A 16,243-nucleotide genomic window follows, 5' to 3' on the forward strand; every position below is an offset into this window, starting at 1 on the left:
ACACTTAAACACGGCTGCACTCTATTCGGTTTCGGCCATTATGTTTAGCTCGGTACAACGCTTCGTCTGCCCGCTTAAGTACATGCTCGCTGCGATCTGCAAGTTTGAATGGCGCCAGACCAATAGAGCAGGTGAGCGTCACAGGCTCGCCCTTGAAATGGAAAGGGCAGGCCGCGATGGCCGCTCGCAGTTTTTCGAGCAACTGCAAACCCGCTGCCAAGGTTGTATTGGGAACTAACACAACAAACTCTTCCCCCCCAAATCGGGCGATGAAGTCATTGGGCCGCAAGTGTTTGCGAAGTTGCGCGGCCACAATTTTGAGCACTTTGTCGCCCGCCAGATGGCCATAGCCATCATTGATGCGCTTGAAGTGATCGAGGTCGAGCATGGCTATCAGCAACGGATTGCCGTGGGCTTGCCACTGTTGAACTTCAATCGCCAGCCGTTCGCCCCAGGCCGCCCGATTGGGCAAGCCGGTCAACGGATCGATCAGCGCTTTGAGACGCTGCTCTTCAAGGTGCTCGCGGTAGTTCTGGGCTTCCTGCTCCATGACGGCCACACGCTCGGCCAACCCCTGGAGGTGGCTGGAAAGTTCTTGCTCACGAGCATCACGCTGTTGCTGATGCTCGTTCATCGTGCCCAGCAAACCTTCAAGGCGGGCTTCAAGGATGTGCTTGAGGCTGTTGAGGTCGACGGCGTCCTGCACACTGCTCTGCAAGCCATCAACGTGCTCGCGCAATTGGCTGTCCAGCTGCGCCGCAGCCGATCGCCCTTGGGTATGGCCATCACTGGCGGCCTGCAGGTTGTTTTGAAACGATTCGAGCCGCTCATTGAGCTGTTTGAGGTAAGTCTCAAACTCTTGCTGGCCGCCGTCGGTGATGGCCAGCATCAAAACAGCCAGATCGTCGAGAATCGGCAGTAATTCGTACCAGTTCAGACCTTTTTCGAGACGACGACGCATGGCCTCGGCTTGTGGCTGATGATGTTCGGGCAACGACAGATCGTTCAGCAAACCCAGCAAGGTCGATTCAATGTGCTCCGCGACCGAGCTGTAGGTGGGCTCGGGGCTTTCCGGGAGGGCATACACCGTATCGACTGCCACCGCCGGTTCAGGCTCGGCCTCTGGCTCCCTGTCGGGCTCAGACTGTTCAGGCGCCTCCCGTTCCGACTCAGGCGCCGGATCGGGTTGATCCTGACGCGTTTTTTCAGCGTCCACCAACGCCACCACCGACTCAAGGGCGCCACTTGAGGTCTCTTCAGTGAGCAAGTCGGGCGCAGCCGCTAAGGGCGCCTCGGGAGCCTCTTGATCAGGAACGGGCGGTGCATCAATGGCTTGAGGACAAGGCGCTGCAACCGGCTTCGATGCAACCAAGGGCGCCGCAACGTTAGGTGCCGGGGCAGGGAGCTGTGCCTCGCTGGCTTGCGAGGTGGCCTTGTCGGCATCTTGAGCGCCAAACAGCCGCTGCAAAAGGTTCGGTTTCGGCGGCTCGGCTTCATTGAGCTGGGGCGCCAGTGCAAGGCCCTGCAAGTTGCTCAGCTCACTCAGCAACAACGGTATTTCGCGGGCCTGGGTCACTCGGTTATCGAGCTGCCTGGCGAATGTTTTCAGCGCCTTGCTGACTTCGCGCGGCTGGGGCAGGGCTTGCAGTTGGGTGACCAGCGCATTGAGCGCAACACTCATTTGATCAATGCGCGTTTCGCGGCGCTGTTCGGAATCGAGTACGGCTTTTTCGAGCCGAGGCAGCAAGGCCGCCAAGGCCGCGTCCATGTCATCGGTGCGCACCGCCTCGCGCATTTCTTTCATGCACTGGTCAACGGTTCGGTCCGTGCCTTCTGCCGCCAAAGTGCTACGCACCAGTGCGCGACGTAACAAGTCGAGACGGACGTTCCAGCGGCGTTCGAGCTTGTCTTGCTGCTCAACACGCTTTAGATATTTCTCTTTCCAGCGTTTGGCATCGTCAGCAGTCATGCCAGTGGCTCACCCGCAGAACTCAACACAGGCAATGAGTCAACACCGACAGAGCCCGGCAAGCGGATTTCAACCGCCACCGGCAAGTGATCAGAAATAGGCTGATCCAGCACTTGTACACGCTCAAGGGTCAGGCCCGGGCTGAGCAAAATATGATCAAGGCAACGCTGCGGGCGCCAGCTGGGGAAGGTCGCTTCCATTTGTGGCGCCAGCAAACCGAGGTCTCGCAGAGGCGAGGCCTGCAACAGGTCGTTGGCGTGGGTGTTCATGTCGCCCATCAACACCTGATGCTGATAGCCGCCAATCAATTCGCGAATGTACGCCAACTGCAGGGTGCGGGTTTTCGTGCCTAAGGCCAGGTGCATGACCACCACGACCAGCGCATCGGGGCCCTCCCCGAAGCGCACTAAAATTGCGCCACGACCCGCTGGGCCGGGCAAGGGGTGATCTTCAATCGCCGTTGGACGCAAGCGGCTGAGCACGCCATTGCTGTGCTGGGCCAGACGACCAAGGTTGCGATTGAGTTGTTGATACCAGTAAGGGAATTCGCCCTGCTGGGCCAGGTATTTGACCTGATTGACGTAGCCGGAGCGGAGGCTGCCGCCATCAACTTCCTGTAACGCGACCAGATCGAAGTCGCTCAACAAGTCGCCAATTTTCTCCAGGTTACCTGCCCGCCCTTTGTGTGGCAGCAGGTGCTGCCAGCTGCGGGTCAGGTAATGACGGTAACTGTGCGTGCTGTTACCAACCTGGATATTGAAACTGAGCAAACGCAAACGCCGATCATCCGGCAGGCCACTGGCCGCCACATGATCTTCGTTGACCTGCGCTTCGTGCAGGCCAACTATTCGTTCGCTCTTCCAACGCCGCATGGGAAGGGGCCGCCGCTTAGTTTTTAACTGCCGGCGCCGCTTTTTCTTCTGCTCGCTCTTTGGCGATCAGTTGGTCAGCGACGTTCAAAGCTTGCTCAGGGCCGCCTGTTGAGCCGATGTCGAAGCGGTACTTGCCATTAACAATCATGGTCGGTACGCCTGAAATCTCGTACTTCTTGGCCAGTTCTTTAGCCTTGACGATCTGGCCTTTAATGGCGAAGGAGTCGAAGGTTTGCAGGAACTTGTCTTTATCTACGCCCAAAGTGGCCACGAAATCAGCCATGTCTTGTTTGTCAGTCAGACGCTTACCTTCTTTCTGGATGGCGTTGAAGAACGCTGCGTGAACCTTGTTTTCCACGCCCATGGCATCCAGGGTCAGGAACAATTGACCGTGCGCATCCCATGGACCGCCAAACATGGCTGGCATACGGACAAAATGCACATCGGCAGGCAGCTTCTCTACCCATGGATTGATCACAGGCTCAAACGCATAGCAATGCGGGCAGCCGTACCAGAACATCTCAACGACTTCGATCTTGCCAGGCACCGCAACCGGAACAGGGTTTGACAGTTCTACATAGGTCTTGCCGGCTTCCAGCGGTACATCAGCAGCTTGAGCCGTCATGCCAAACAGAGTGGCAGTAACGAGAGCGGCGCTGAGAATCAGATTACGCATGCTTTACTCCTGGACAAATAAGGTCGCCTGACGTGACCTGCGTTCAGACAGATCCGTGGGGCTTTGAGTTCGGTAGTGTAGCGGCAGATAGCATGAAAAAGGGCAGCCTCGGCTGCCCGTTCACACTTACATTCAAAGATTAAACGATTGTTAACGTCAACCGCCCCCGGCAAGACTGTTGGCGCCGACGGCACACCTTCTAGTGCAAGCCTTGAATATAGCTGGCCAGGGCCTTGATGTCCTTGTTGCTCAGCTTGGCGGCAATACCGCGCATGATCATCGAGTCGCCGTCGTTGGTACGTGCGCCTTCACGGAAATCAGTAAGCTGTTTCTCAATGTAACTGGCGTGTTGGCCACCCAGATGCGGGAAGCCGGCAGCGGCCAGGCCCTGCCCATCGGGTGAGTGACAGCCGGTGCAGGCCGGCATGCCTTTTGACAGGTCACCGCCACGAAACAGCGCCTCCCCGCGGGCAACCAGTGCAGGGTCAGCAGCACCGACGGAGCTCTTTTGGCTGGAATAGTAAGCGGCGATATCCGCGAGGTCCTGATCGTTCAGGTTGGCCAGCAAACCGGTCATTTCAAGAACCTGGCGCTTGCCGTCCTTGATTTCATGCAGTTGCTTGAGCAGGTAGCGATCACCTTGCCCGGCCAATTTGGGGAAGTTAGGGGCCATGCTATTGCCGTCTGGACCGTGACAAGCGCCACATACAGCGGTTTTTGCCTGACCTGCTGCGGCATCACCTACAACGGTGGTGCCTGCGGCCTGAGCGATACCACTAACGCCCAAGGTCAACAGCAGACTCACGAATAGTTTGTTCATCAGCTAATCCAACTACGGCTAAGGGTTAAGAGTTATGGCCGGGCTTACTCATTCATCCACTGGATGGTTGGCTGGTAATCCTCGACACTGCAGTCCGTGCACACACCACGCGGCGGCATCGCCTTTACACCCTGGGCCACGTGTTGCACCAACGCCTGCTTAACTTACCCATGGCCTTTACACCCGATTTCGGTGTTATGAATCGCTGACCTTCATGGCAGGCAATACAAACGCGGTTGTACACGGCCTCCGGATCCTGTGTAGCCTGAACGCTGTTCAAGCGGCATCAAGACACCGCAAGCAGCCATCTCGTCATAAAACGATTCTTTCAGGGTTGGAGCTTGTTGCGTTCTAATGCGCAACCTAGGTCTACAGCTCCCGCGTACTTCGTCCTACGCTGGGACAAAGCACACACAAAATCTGCGGCATTATATACTGGCGCCACTGAAACGGAAACGACACGCTCGCCGCGTCCATTCCTGACGCCGCTCACATCGGATATCCCATGCAACTCAAGAACCCCATTCTCGGTCTGTGCCAACAGGCTACCTTCATGCTCAGCGCTGCCAAAGTTGACCAATGCCCCGATGACGAAGGCTTTGAAGTCGCCTTCGCCGGGCGCTCCAACGCTGGCAAGTCCAGCGCACTCAACACGTTGACTCACGCCAGCCTGGCCCGCACGTCGAAAACACCAGGCCGTACTCAACTGCTGAACTTCTTTCAATTGGACGAAGATCGTCGCCTGGTCGACCTGCCGGGTTATGGCTACGCGAAGGTGCCGATCCCGCTGAAAATGCACTGGCAGCGTCACCTCGAAGCTTATTTCGGCAGCCGCGAAAGCCTCAAAGGCGTGATTTTGATGATGGATATTCGTCATCCAATGACCGATTTCGACGTATTAATGCTCGACTGGACCGTCTCCAGCGGCATGCCGATGCATATTTTGCTGACCAAGGCCGACAAACTGACGTACGGCGCAGCCAAGAACACGCTGCTCAAAATCCAGGCTGAAATTCGCAAGAAGTGGGGTGATAGCGTCACCATCCAACTGTTCTCCACCCCTAAACGCTTGGGCCTGGAAGAGGCGTACACCGTGCTGGCTCGCTGGCTGGAACTGCCGAACAAAGGCGAAGAAGAAAGCACCGAGTCATAAATCGCAGGCAAAAAAAACCCCGGACTTCGTATGGGGGAGGGAAGTTCGGGGTTCAAGTACTGGACCGCTAGGGCGGGGCCCAGAATTCTGCCAACACTTAACACAACAATAGGAGCATTGAAGGGCTTTACCTAAGCCATTCAAGTTATCTGAGTCGTGTCAGACAGAATTAGTTCCTGGGCCCTAAAACTATTTAGAACAAACCCCGCCTGCGGCAGTGGCTACAGACTTGCATTAGTGCGCCTCGTCCCAGTTATTGCCCACGCCCACTTCGACCACCAGCGGTACATCAAGCTTGGCCGCCTCACTCATGTGCACACGCAGTTCGTCACGCACCAGGTCCACCAGGTCTTCACGCACCTCCAGCACCAATTCGTCGTGTACCTGAAGGATGACACGCGCATCGAGGCCTGAAGCCGTCAACCAGTTATCCACAGCCACCATGGCTTTCTTGATGATGTCTGCCGCGGTGCCCTGCATCGGGGCGTTGATCGCCGTACGTTCTGCGCCTTTGCGCAACGCGGGGTTTTTCGCATTGATCTCCGGCAGGTACAGACGGCGACCGAAAATAGTCTCGACATACCCTTGTTCAGCCGCCTGGGCGCGTGTGCGCTCCATGTAGTCCAGCACGCCCGGATAACGCGCAAAGTAGCGGTCGATATAGGCTTGCGACTGCTTGCGGTCCACGCCAATCTGCTTGGCCAAGCCAAAAGCACTCATGCCATAGATCAACCCGAAGTTGATCGCCTTGGCGCTGCGACGCTGGTCGGTCGTGACGTCGCCCAGTTCGACGCCAAATACCTCGGCTGCCGTGGCGCTGTGCACGTCCAGGTCATTGCGGAAGGCGTTCAGCAGCCCTTCGTCCTTGGCCAGGTGCGCCATGATCCGCAGTTCGATCTGCGAGTAGTCCGCCGCCAACAGTTTGTAGCCTTTAGGCGCCACGAATGCCTGACGGATCCGACGGCCTTCGGCGGTGCGAATCGGGATGTTCTGCAGGTTTGGATCGCTGGACGACAAACGTCCGGTCGCCGTAACGGCCTGGTGGTAAGACGTGTGAATACGCCCGGTGCGCGGGTTGATCTGCTCTGGCAAACGGTCGGTGTAGGTGCTTTTCAGCTTGCTCATCGAACGGTACTGCATCAGCACTTTTGGCAGCGGGAAATCCTGCTCAGCCAATTCAGCCAACACGGCCTCGGCGGTCGAAGCCTGACCTTTGGCGGTTTTGCTGATGACCGGCAGACCGAGTTTTTCGTACAGGATCACGCCCAGTTGCTTAGGTGAGCTGAGGTTGAATTCCTCACCAGCGATAGCAAAAGCCTCGCGTTCAAGGGCAACCATCTTGTCGCCCAGCTCAACGCTCTGTACGCCCAGCAGCTTGGCGTCCACCAGAGCACCTTGGCGCTCAATGCGTGCCAGAACCGGCACCAGCGGGATTTCAATGTCCGTCAGCACGCTGTTCAGGCTTGGAATCGCTTGCAGCTTTTGGTGCAGCACATGGTGCAAACGCAGGGTCACATCAGCGTCTTGCGCTGCGTACGGCCCGGCCTGCTCCAGCGAGATCTGGTCAAATGTCAGCTGTTTGACGCCTTTGCCGGCTATATCCTGAAAACTGGTGGTGCTGTGACCTAAGTATTTGAGCGCCAGGCTGTCCATGTCATGGCGGGTGGCCGTGGAATCGAGTACGTAGGACTCCAGCATGGTGTCGAAAGCAACACCTTGCACCATGATGCCGTTGGTCTGATCGCCGCCGATGGCACAGTTGGCCAGAATGTTGATGTCGAACTTGGCGTGCTGACCGACTTTGGCCTTGTTCGGATCTTCGAGCAGCGGCTTGAGCGCTCGCAGCACCGTGTCGCGGTCCAGTTGTTCCGGCACGCCCATGTAGGAATGGGTCAACGGTATGTAGGCCGCTTCGCCGGGCTTGACCGCAAATGACACCCCCACCAATTGCGCCTGCTGCGCATCCAGACCGGTGGTTTCCGTGTCAAAGGCTATCAGCTCGGCGTCGTTGAGCTTTTTCAGCCATACGTCAAAACGGGCTTGATCGAGGATGGTTTCGTACTGCTGCTCTTCGGTCGGCGCCGGCGGCTCTTCATGCACGATCACCTGACCGGCGCGTTTGGCTTCACGCTCGACTTCAGCGATCCAGCTTTTGAACTCCAGCTCGGTGTACAGCTCCATCAGCTTTTCGCAGTCAGGCGCTTTGAGGTGCAGGTCTTCCAGACCGATATCCAACGGCACATCGACTTTGATCGTGGCCAGTTGGTAGGACAAAAACGCCATTTCTCGGTGTTCTTCGAGCTTCGCGGGCAGGTTTTTAGCGCCGCGAATCGGCAAGGTCGGCACGATGTCGAGCTTTTCATACAGGTCGACCAGACCGCCGCCTACGCCAACCAACAAACCAGAAGCGGTTTTCGGACCGATGCCCGGAACGCCAGGGATGTTGTCGGACGAGTCGCCCATCAGCGCGAGGTAATCGATGATCTGCTCGGGCGAGACGCCAAATTTCTCTTTGACGCCTTCGACGTCCATCGCGCTGCCGGTCATGGTATTGACCAGCGTGATGTGGCCATCGACCAGTTGCGCCATGTCTTTATCGCCAGTCGAGATGACCACTGGTCGGTTCGCAGCAGCGCTGCTACGCGCCAATGTGCCGATCACATCGTCTGCTTCAACGCCTTCGACGCACAATAAAGGGAAGCCCAGGGCGATCACACTGGCGTGCAGCGGCTCGATTTGCACCCGCATGTCATCGGGCATGCTCGGGCGGTTGGCCTTGTATTCGGCGTACATGTCATCGCGGAATGTCCCGCCCTTGGCGTCGAAAACCACCGCAAACGGGCTGTCCGGGTACTGTTTTCGCAGACTCTTCAGCATGTTCAACACACCCTTCACGGCGCCAGTTGGCAGGCCCTTGGAGGTAGTCAGCGGTGGCAGCGCATGGAAAGCGCGGTACAGATATGAAGAACCGTCCACCAGGACGAGGGGAGCTTGGCTCATGAGCAGGATCAACCTTTTCGGCGAGTCCGGCGCTAGAATGTCCGGACCAATGACGACAAAGGGACAAGGTTATCATGCGCACACTCAATCGCCTGTTGCTGACCGGCTTGTTTGCAATCACTCCGCTGGTAACCTTTGCGGCTGACAGCTCACCTACCGGTGATCCAGAAGTAACCATTCGCACGGAAGGCGATAAAACCATTCAGGAATACCGTCAAAACGGGTTCCTCTATGCCATCAAGGTGACCCCAAAAGGAGCGCCGCCGTACTTTTTAGTACGTGCTGATGGCACTGATGCCAATTTCATCCGTTCCGACCAGCCGGATATGCTGATTCCTTCGTGGAAAATCTTCGAATGGAAATAGCGTCTTAACTTTAATTGGCGCCGCCTCGGCGGCGCCCGCACTGGCAATTTAAACAATGTCTGTATTCACCCCACTGACTCGCCCGGAGCTGGAGACTTTTCTTGCGCCTTACGAACTCGGCCGTTTGCTCGATTTCCAGGGGATTGCCGCGGGTAGCGAAAACACCAACTATTTCATCAGCCTGGAACAGGGCGAGTTTGTCCTGACCTTGGTTGAACGCGGCCCAATTAAAGAAATGCCCTTCTTTATCGAGCTGCTTGATGTGCTACACGACGCTGACCTGCCGGTGCCTTTCGCCCTGCGCACCGTCGACGGCCAAGCCCTGCGCGAACTCAAAGGCAAGCCAGCCCTGCTGCAACCGCGCCTGGCCGGCAAGCACATTCGTGAAGCCAATGCCCAGCATTGCGCGCAGGTCGGCGAATTACTGGGCCACTTGCATGTCGCCACACGTGACAACGTGCTGGAACGCAAGACGGATCGCGGCCTGGACTGGATGCTGGCGGAAGGGCCAACATTAATGGCCGGGTTGTCGCCTGATGCGGCCAATTTGCTGCAAAAGGCTCTGGATGAAATCACCGCACTCAAGGCGCAGATTCTGACGCTGCCTCGGGCTAACCTGCATGGCGACCTGTTTCGCGATAACGCGATGTTCGAAGGCACGCACCTGACGGGGCTGATCGATTTTTACAACGCCTGCTCCGGTCCAATGCTGTACGACGTGGCCATTGCCCTGAACGACTGGTGCGCTGACGAAGAGGGCCAGCTTGACGGCCCGCGTGCCCGTGCACTGCTGGGTGCGTACGCCGCCCTGCGCCCCTTTACCGCCAGCGAAGCCGAGTTGTGGCCGACCCTGCTGCGGGTAGCCTGCGTACGGTTTTGGTTGTCGCGCTTGATTGCAGCCCATACGTTTGCGGGCCAGGACGTGTTGATCCATGATCCGGGTGAGTTCGAACGCCGCTTGGCATTGCGCCAAAGCATCAGCGTCCAACTGCCGTTCGCGCTGTAACCCCATGCTCTATAGCCGCTGCTGCAGGCGGCGATAAGGGCCGCACGACCTTCGCTGTCCACTTAGAAGCGGGGTCGCTGCGAGACCCATCGCAGCCTGCGGCAGCCGCCACAGTGTTGTATTACAAACTCTCCAGGCACCCCGCCAGGTCATTGCCCAGTTTTTCCAGCAACTGCTCGTAACCCTGCGCTGTCGCTTGGGTAAAGCCGCCCAATGCATCCAACTCAGCCAGTTTGACCGGCAAACCCGCAGTCAGCGTTTGCGCCAGGCGCGGGCGCAGCGGTGGATCGCTGAATACACAGGTCTTGCCCACTTCCTGCAAGCGCTGGCGCATTGCCGCAACGTGCTGGGCACCCGGCTGGACTTCTGATGCCACGCTGAACACGCCCGTGTGCTTAAGGCCGTAAGCGCTTTCGAAGTAGTCGTAGCCTTCATGGAACACAAAGAACGGCTTGCCCGCAATCGCCGCCATACGCGTTTTGAGGCGCGCATCCAACGCATCCAGACGCTCATTGAAGGCCTTGAGGTTGCTTTGGTATTTCGGCGCATTGGCCGGGTCTTTCTCACTCAAATCTGTCGCCATTTTTTCTGCGATCACCCGAGCGTTCTCAGGCGCCAGCCACAAGTGCGCATCCAACGTGCCGGGTCGATGATCGTGATCATGTTCGGCGGCATCGTCCGCGTCATGGGAATGACTGTCCTGGGTGAAATGGCGCAGCTTCAAACCCGGCAGGGTTTGCACGGCCACTGAAGGCAAGGTGCGGGTTTTAATCACCCGCGGCAGAAAACCTTCCATGTCCGGGCCGATCCAGTACAACAAGTCCGCAGACTGAACGCGCCGTACGTCGGAAGGGCGCAACGCATAGTTATGCGGCGAAGCATTCGGCGGTAGAAGCACCTCGGGCTGGCCCACGCCGTCCTGTACGGCTGCGGCAATGAGCTGCAAAGGCTTGATACTGGTCAGCACGTTGACCTCGGCCTGAGCCGGGCCAATCACCAACAAACTGGCAGACAAAGCAATAAAAATCGCAAAAATACGGGGCACGATGAGCACTCAGGGTGGCTTAAACGGGTAACATAATAACGTCTCTCTCGGAAATCGTCGCCGCCCATGCCTATAACACCGCTTGCCAGCCGTCCCCATGACCACTCCCATTGTGTCCACAGCGCGCTCTCTGAGGCCGATGTCTTGTGCGCGCAGAAGGGCTTGCGCCTCACGGCCTTGCGTCGTCGGGTACTTGAGTTGGTGTGGCAAAGCCACAAGCCGCTGGGCGCTTATGACATTCTGGCCGTGCTCAGCGAGCAAGATGGCCGCCGCGCCGCGCCACCGACTGTTTACCGGGCACTGGACTTCCTGCTCGACAACGGCCTGGTGCACCGCATTGCCTCGCTCAACGCCTTTATCGGATGCAGCCATCCCGAACACGCGCATCAGGGCCAGTTCCTGATCTGCCGCAACTGCCACGCGGCCATTGAGCTTGAACAAAAAATCATCAGCGATGCAATTATCAGCAGCGCTCAGGACGTGGGCTTTACTGTTGAAGGGCAAACCGTCGAAGTCGTCGGGTTGTGTTCGGGTTGCCGGGAGGCTTGATGAGCACTGCACTGATTCGTCTTAGCGAGGTCTGCGTGACCTTTGCCGGGCAAAACGTGCTCGACAACATAGAGCTGAACGTTGAGCCGGGCCAAATCGTGACCCTGATCGGCCCCAACGGCGCGGGCAAAACCACGCTGGTCAAGGCGGTACTCGGCCTGCTCAAGCCCACCAGCGGCAGCGTATGGCGCAAACCCAAGCTGCGTGTGGGCTACATGCCGCAAAAACTGCACGTTGATCCAACGCTGCCGCTCTCGGTACTGCGCTTTCTGCGCTTGGTGCCGGGTGTGGACCGGGTCCAAGCCCTCGCGGCACTGAAGGAAGTCGGCGCCGAAAAAGTCATCGACAGTCCGGTGCAAAGTGTTTCTGGCGGCGAAATGCAGCGTGTCCTGCTGGCCCGCGCCCTGCTGCGTAAACCCGAGTTGCTGGTCCTCGATGAGCCGGTGCAAGGCGTGGACGTGGCGGGTCAGGCCGAGCTCTACAGCTTGATCACCCGCCTGCGCGACCGTCACGGCTGCGGCGTGCTGATGGTGTCCCACGATTTGCATCTGGTCATGAGCACCACCGATCAGGTGGTCTGCCTCAATCGCCATGTGTGCTGTTCGGGTCACCCGGAGCAGGTCAGCGGCGATCCGGCATTCGTCGAACTATTCGGTAAAAACGCACAAAGCCTGGCGATTTATCACCACCATCACGACCACGCCCATGATTTGCATGGCTCGGTGGTCAGCGAAGACGCCCCCGCGGCGCACGCCCACGTTCATGGAGAAGGCTGCAAGCATGGCTGATTTTCTGTTTTACGCCCTGCTGGCAGGTCTTTCTTTGGCGGTGGTTGCAGGGCCTTTGGGTTCGTTTGTGGTGTGGCGAAGAATGGCTTATTTCGGCGATACCTTGTCCCACGCCGCCTTGCTCGGCGTGGCGATGGGCTTCTTGCTGGATGTCAGTCCGACCATTGCCGTGACCGTGGGCTGCCTGTTGCTGGCGATGCTTCTGGTCATGCTGCAACAACGCCAGCCACTGGCTTCCGACACACTGCTCGGAATTCTCGCACCCAGCACCTTGTCCCTCGGGCTGGTGGTACTAAGCTTCATGCATGAAGTGCGAATCGACCTGATGGCCTACTTGTTTGGCGATCTGTTGGCGATCAGCCCGACTGACTTGATGTGGATCATGGGCGGCAGCGCTGTGGTTCTGGCATTGTTGGTGGCGCTGTGGAGGCCGCTGCTGGCGATTACGGTGCATGAAGAGCTGGCCACCGTCGAAGGATTGCCGGTTGCGGCGCTGCGTATGACGTTGATGCTGTTGATCGCCATAGTGATTGCGGTAGCGATGAAGATTGTCGGCGTGCTGCTGATAACCTCACTGCTGATCATCCCCGCAGCTGCCGCTCAACGCCACGCCCGCTCCCCGGAGCAAATGGCCTTGGGGGCGACGTTGCTGGGAATGCTGGCCGTGTGTGGTGGTCTGGCGCTGTCTTGGTTCAAAGACACGCCTGCCGGACCGTCGATTGTGGTGTGTGCCGCTGCACTGTTTCTGCTGAGTTTTGTTCTGCCCCGTCGAGGGGTGTAGACTTGCTCGTTTTTTGCGCACTTAGAGAGCCGCAGGAATGAAGCTGTTTAACTCCCGTTATTTGCTCCTGGCCGCAGTTTGCTTGCTGCTGGGCGCCTGCCAAAGCACATCTTCGGTCAACAATGAAGTCGACCAGACGCGTGCGGCGGCCATTGCACAGCTGGAGCAAAACCTGGCCAGCAGCGAACTCGCGACCGCCGAAGATGAATTGGCCGCCTTGCAGGCTCAGACGCCAGATGACCCGCAATTGGTGCAGTACCAGCGCCAATTGGCTGAGGCCTACCTGCAACGCAGCCAGATTGTGCTGCAAAAGGGCGATGTCAACGCAGCCGCTACGGCGCTGAGCCGTGCCCGCGCCCTGATGCCTAAAGCGCCAGCCCTGACAGGCGGCGTCAACAGCGCCATCGCTCAGGCACGCAAAGCCGAACTGGAGAAAGCCGAGGAGGCGCTGAAAGCGGCTGAAGCCCGCCCCGCAGCCAAGGTCATTGATCCGACAGCGGAACACACCACCGTTACGCTCAACATCACCGATATGACGAAACTTCGTCATCAACTGGATTTGATCGCGCACGACATCGTCAATTATCAGTGCGCCGTGATCCTGCAGGTTCCACGCACAGCCGATTACCCGTGGCTGTCCACATTGGTGAGCAAGCGCGTCAAAAAGCTCGACCCAGGGTTTGACTTGAGCCTGGAGCGGCAACTGATTCGCCGTGTACCTGCACAAATCGTATTGATTCCGAGCAAGCCGCAATAATCAGACGCAAGCTGCGATAAGTGAGTGATGCTCCCTATCGCAGCCTGATTCAACGATGACTCGTCTAGCCCCGCATTAAGCCGGAATAGCCTTAGCCTTGGTCTCCCGCGCCCACACTCGGTGCTGGGCGATGGCCGCAAAGAACGCCTTCAACTCCTTGGCGTCTTTAAGCACCAACAGCCCTTCATCACCTTGCAGATGCAGAACATCCAGCAACCCTTTCGCTTCGCCGTGAAGCGCAATCGCCTTGAGGTGCTTATAGGCTTCAAGCACGTAATGCAGGGCGACCCCATCGCCGCTCAACGCCTTGATCGACGCAGCCCCACCCGGTACAAAAACAGCATCAAAGATCACCGATGGCATGCCTTCCATTGAGGCATCCACTGGCAATGACTTCCCGTCGGCCGTTTTCACCGGCGCTGAGGTTGGCCCCAACAACTTGGCATGGGCACCCGCGGCCTCAAGCGCCTGCTTGAGCTCATCGATCGCCTTACCATCAACGCCATCCGCGGCCAGAATGGCCACTTTGCGCGTCTTGATGTCGCCTGGCAGCAAATTAGCCTGACTCAAAGCTGGCGACTGACTGACACTGGTTTTGCGTGCCGGCACAGTGCCTGCCTTAGGCACAGGCAGCCCCAGGTTGGTGGCCACGCGCTTGGCCAGCTCCAGGTCGATATTGGCCAGAATCTCATTCACCTGCCGCGCCCGAATATGTTCACGCTCAACCTTGCCCAACTCAAAGCTGTAGGCAGCGATGATGTGCTCTTGCTCATGCTTGCTCATGCTGTGGAAAAACAGCCTGGCTTGAGAAAAGTGGTCGCTGAATGAATCACTGCGCTGACGTATCTTGTTGGCGTCAATGCGCTCCGGATAAGACTCAAAACCGCCGTCTTTAGCCGCAGGCGGGGTCTCTTTCGGCCAGCCACCGTCGATAGAGTTGGGCTCGTAAGAAGCTCGGCCCTTATGAATAGTGCTGCGATGCTGGGCATCGCGCTGGTTATTGTGAAACGGCGCCACCGGGCGGTTGATCGCAATTTCATGAAAGTTCGGACCACCCAATCTGCTGATTTGAGTGTCGGTGTATGAAAACAGACGACCTTGCAGGAGTGGATCGTTAGAAAAGTCGATACCCGGCACGATATGCCCTGGGCAGAAAGCGACTTGCTCAGTCTCGGCGAAGAAGTTATCAGGATTGCGATTGAGCACCATCTTGCCCAGCGGGGTGATCGGCACCAGTTCTTCCGGGATCAGCTTGGTGGGGTCAAGAATATCGAACTCAAATTTATGCTCGTCTTCTTCCGAGATAATCTGCACCCCGAACTCCCATTCAGGGTAATCGCCTGTTTCAATCGATTCCCACAGATCACGGCGATGGTAATCAGTGTCTTTGCCCGCCAGCTTTTGCGCTTCATCCCACACCAGAGAGCAGGTACCTACACTCGGACGCCAGTGAAACTTAACAAAGTTGGACTTGCCCTCAGCGTTGATCAAGCGAAAGGTATGCACCCCAAAACCTTGCATGCTGCGCAGGCTTTTCGGTATGGCGCGGTCAGACATGGCCCAAATGACCATGTGCGCAGACTCTGGCACCAGCGAAACAAAGTCCCAGAAGGTGTCATGGGCCGAACCGCCTGTAGGTATTTCGTTGTGAGGTTCGGGCTTAACCGCGTGAACGAAGTCAGGAAACTTGATCGCGTCCTGAATGAAAAATACCGGCATGTTATTACCGACCAGGTCGAAGTTACCTTCATCGGTAAAAAACTTAACAGCAAAGCCACGCACGTCCCGCACGGTATCGCCTGAGCCCCGTGGGCCTTGAACGGTAGAAAATCGCACGAAAACAGGCGTTTTCTTATCGGGATCTTGCAGAAAGCCGGCCTTGGTCAAGGCGCTGTGGGCTTTGTAGGTCTGGAAATAGCCATGAGCACCCGTGCCTCGAGCATGCACAATGCGCTCGGGAATTCGCTCATGGTCAAAATGCGTGATTTTTTCACGCATGATGAAATCTTCCAGCAATGACGGCCCTCTAGCCCCTGCTTTCAAGGTGTTTTGATTGTCCGCAATCTTCACCCCTTGATTGGTACGCAGGGCCTGATCGGTTGCGTCGTCACGGAAGACTTCGAGAGAATCCAATTTGACGTTGGTGTTGCCACGATCCAAGGTGTCGGTGCCAGCCATCTGGCTCTTGCTTGAAGACGGCTTTTTCGTACTCATCAGACTAAGCTCCTTGTTGATGAAAGCCCCATGGTTAGGGCCTCTTAGACAAATATCCCGTGGCGGGATGAGAGGTGCTGTTAGTACTGACTTATGCCCTCGGTGGTCGTTCCTTATTTCTGACCATCAGTCGTCTTATTGCCAAATCAAAGGTCTTTGCTCAAATAAATGCTAAGAACCTCTATACGGACAGGCTAAAATGCGCGCCCGGCTAACCGCTGATCTTCTATTTACGCGCCTCACAAGGT

14 protein-coding genes and 1 pseudogene are annotated in these 16,243 nt (G+C 57.4%); 7 read left to right on the forward strand and 8 right to left on the reverse strand.

Going from position 1 to position 16,243, the window contains the following annotated elements:
• Positions 1-4 precede the first annotated feature (4 nt).
• The 5 genes and pseudogenes from ACIQYF_RS04100 to ACIQYF_RS04120 form a co-directional block, all read right to left on the reverse strand.
• The gene (locus tag ACIQYF_RS04100; protein ID WP_402857117.1) at positions 5-1,969 is read right to left on the reverse strand and encodes a diguanylate cyclase; all 1,965 of its coding nucleotides are present in this window, start codon (positions 1,967-1,969) and stop codon (positions 5-7) included.
• The gene (locus tag ACIQYF_RS04105) at positions 1,966-2,841 is read right to left on the reverse strand and encodes an endonuclease/exonuclease/phosphatase family protein (protein ID WP_402857119.1); all 876 of its coding nucleotides are present in this window, start codon (positions 2,839-2,841) and stop codon (positions 1,966-1,968) included. Before ACIQYF_RS04105 ends, ACIQYF_RS04100 begins: the two co-directional genes overlap by 4 nt.
• Before the next feature lie 16 nt (positions 2,842-2,857).
• Complete coding sequence (locus tag ACIQYF_RS04110) at positions 2,858-3,517, reverse strand: thiol:disulfide interchange protein DsbA/DsbL (RefSeq protein ID WP_402857121.1); 660 nt, start codon at positions 3,515-3,517, stop codon at positions 2,858-2,860.
• A gap of 199 nt (positions 3,518-3,716) precedes the next feature.
• The gene (locus ACIQYF_RS04115; protein WP_402857123.1) at positions 3,717-4,337 is read right to left on the reverse strand and encodes a c-type cytochrome; all 621 of its coding nucleotides are present in this window, start codon (positions 4,335-4,337) and stop codon (positions 3,717-3,719) included.
• Positions 4,338-4,362: 25 nt separating this feature from the next.
• Positions 4,363-4,617: pseudogene (locus ACIQYF_RS04120) on the reverse strand (c-type cytochrome).
• Positions 4,618-4,842: 225 nt separating this feature from the next.
• Here ACIQYF_RS04120 and yihA point away from each other — a divergent pair.
• Positions 4,843-5,490: a ribosome biogenesis GTP-binding protein YihA/YsxC gene (yihA, locus tag ACIQYF_RS04125; RefSeq protein WP_402857125.1), complete on the forward strand. Its 648-nt coding sequence runs from the start codon at positions 4,843-4,845 to the stop codon at positions 5,488-5,490.
• Positions 5,491-5,724: 234 nt separating this feature from the next.
• Here yihA and polA read toward each other — a convergent pair whose 3' ends face one another.
• Positions 5,725-8,490 (reverse strand): DNA polymerase I, encoded by a 2,766-nt coding sequence (polA, locus tag ACIQYF_RS04130; RefSeq protein WP_402857127.1) that lies wholly within the window; start codon positions 8,488-8,490, stop codon positions 5,725-5,727.
• Between the two features lie 74 nt (positions 8,491-8,564).
• Here polA and ACIQYF_RS04135 point away from each other — a divergent pair, with 74 nt between their 5' ends.
• Together ACIQYF_RS04135 and ACIQYF_RS04140 are read left to right on the forward strand one after the other, a co-directional pair.
• Complete coding sequence (locus ACIQYF_RS04135; RefSeq protein WP_322236677.1) at positions 8,565-8,855, forward strand: DUF2782 domain-containing protein; 291 nt, start codon at positions 8,565-8,567, stop codon at positions 8,853-8,855.
• Between the two features lie 55 nt (positions 8,856-8,910).
• Positions 8,911-9,861 (forward strand): homoserine kinase, encoded by a 951-nt coding sequence (locus ACIQYF_RS04140; RefSeq protein WP_402857130.1) that lies wholly within the window; start codon positions 8,911-8,913, stop codon positions 9,859-9,861.
• Positions 9,862-9,982: 121 nt separating this feature from the next.
• Here ACIQYF_RS04140 and znuA read toward each other — a convergent pair whose 3' ends face one another.
• The gene (gene znuA, locus ACIQYF_RS04145) at positions 9,983-10,915 is read right to left on the reverse strand and encodes a zinc ABC transporter substrate-binding protein ZnuA (RefSeq protein ID WP_402857131.1); all 933 of its coding nucleotides are present in this window, start codon (positions 10,913-10,915) and stop codon (positions 9,983-9,985) included.
• 57 nt (positions 10,916-10,972) lie between these two features.
• Between znuA and ACIQYF_RS04150 the strand changes: the two genes are divergently transcribed.
• Genes ACIQYF_RS04150 through ACIQYF_RS04165 form a run of 4 tightly spaced genes read left to right on the forward strand, consistent with a single transcriptional unit; the run spans position 10,973 to position 13,781 of the window.
• A complete protein-coding gene (locus tag ACIQYF_RS04150; RefSeq protein ID WP_402857133.1) occupies positions 10,973-11,455 on the forward strand; it encodes a Fur family transcriptional regulator in 483 nt (160 codons plus the stop codon).
• Positions 11,455-12,243: a zinc ABC transporter ATP-binding protein ZnuC gene (znuC, locus tag ACIQYF_RS04155; protein ID WP_402857135.1), complete on the forward strand. Its 789-nt coding sequence runs from the start codon at positions 11,455-11,457 to the stop codon at positions 12,241-12,243. Before ACIQYF_RS04150 ends, znuC begins: the two co-directional genes overlap by 1 nt.
• Positions 12,236-13,024, forward strand: a complete 789-nt coding sequence (gene znuB / locus ACIQYF_RS04160; RefSeq protein WP_402857137.1) for a zinc ABC transporter permease subunit ZnuB — start codon at positions 12,236-12,238, stop codon at positions 13,022-13,024. Before znuC ends, znuB begins: the two co-directional genes overlap by 8 nt.
• Positions 13,025-13,061: 37 nt before the next feature.
• Positions 13,062-13,781: a PA5502 family lipoprotein gene (locus ACIQYF_RS04165; RefSeq protein ID WP_402857139.1), complete on the forward strand. Its 720-nt coding sequence runs from the start codon at positions 13,062-13,064 to the stop codon at positions 13,779-13,781.
• Between the two features lie 75 nt (positions 13,782-13,856).
• Here ACIQYF_RS04165 and katE read toward each other — a convergent pair whose 3' ends face one another.
• Positions 13,857-16,049, reverse strand: coding sequence for a catalase HPII (katE, locus tag ACIQYF_RS04170; protein ID WP_402857186.1), 2,193 nt, complete (start codon positions 16,047-16,049; stop codon positions 13,857-13,859).
• Positions 16,050-16,243 lie beyond the last annotated feature (194 nt).

It is taken from the genome of Pseudomonas sp. NPDC096917, assembly GCF_044762555.1.
Classification (GTDB): domain Bacteria; phylum Pseudomonadota; class Gammaproteobacteria; order Pseudomonadales; family Pseudomonadaceae; genus Aquipseudomonas.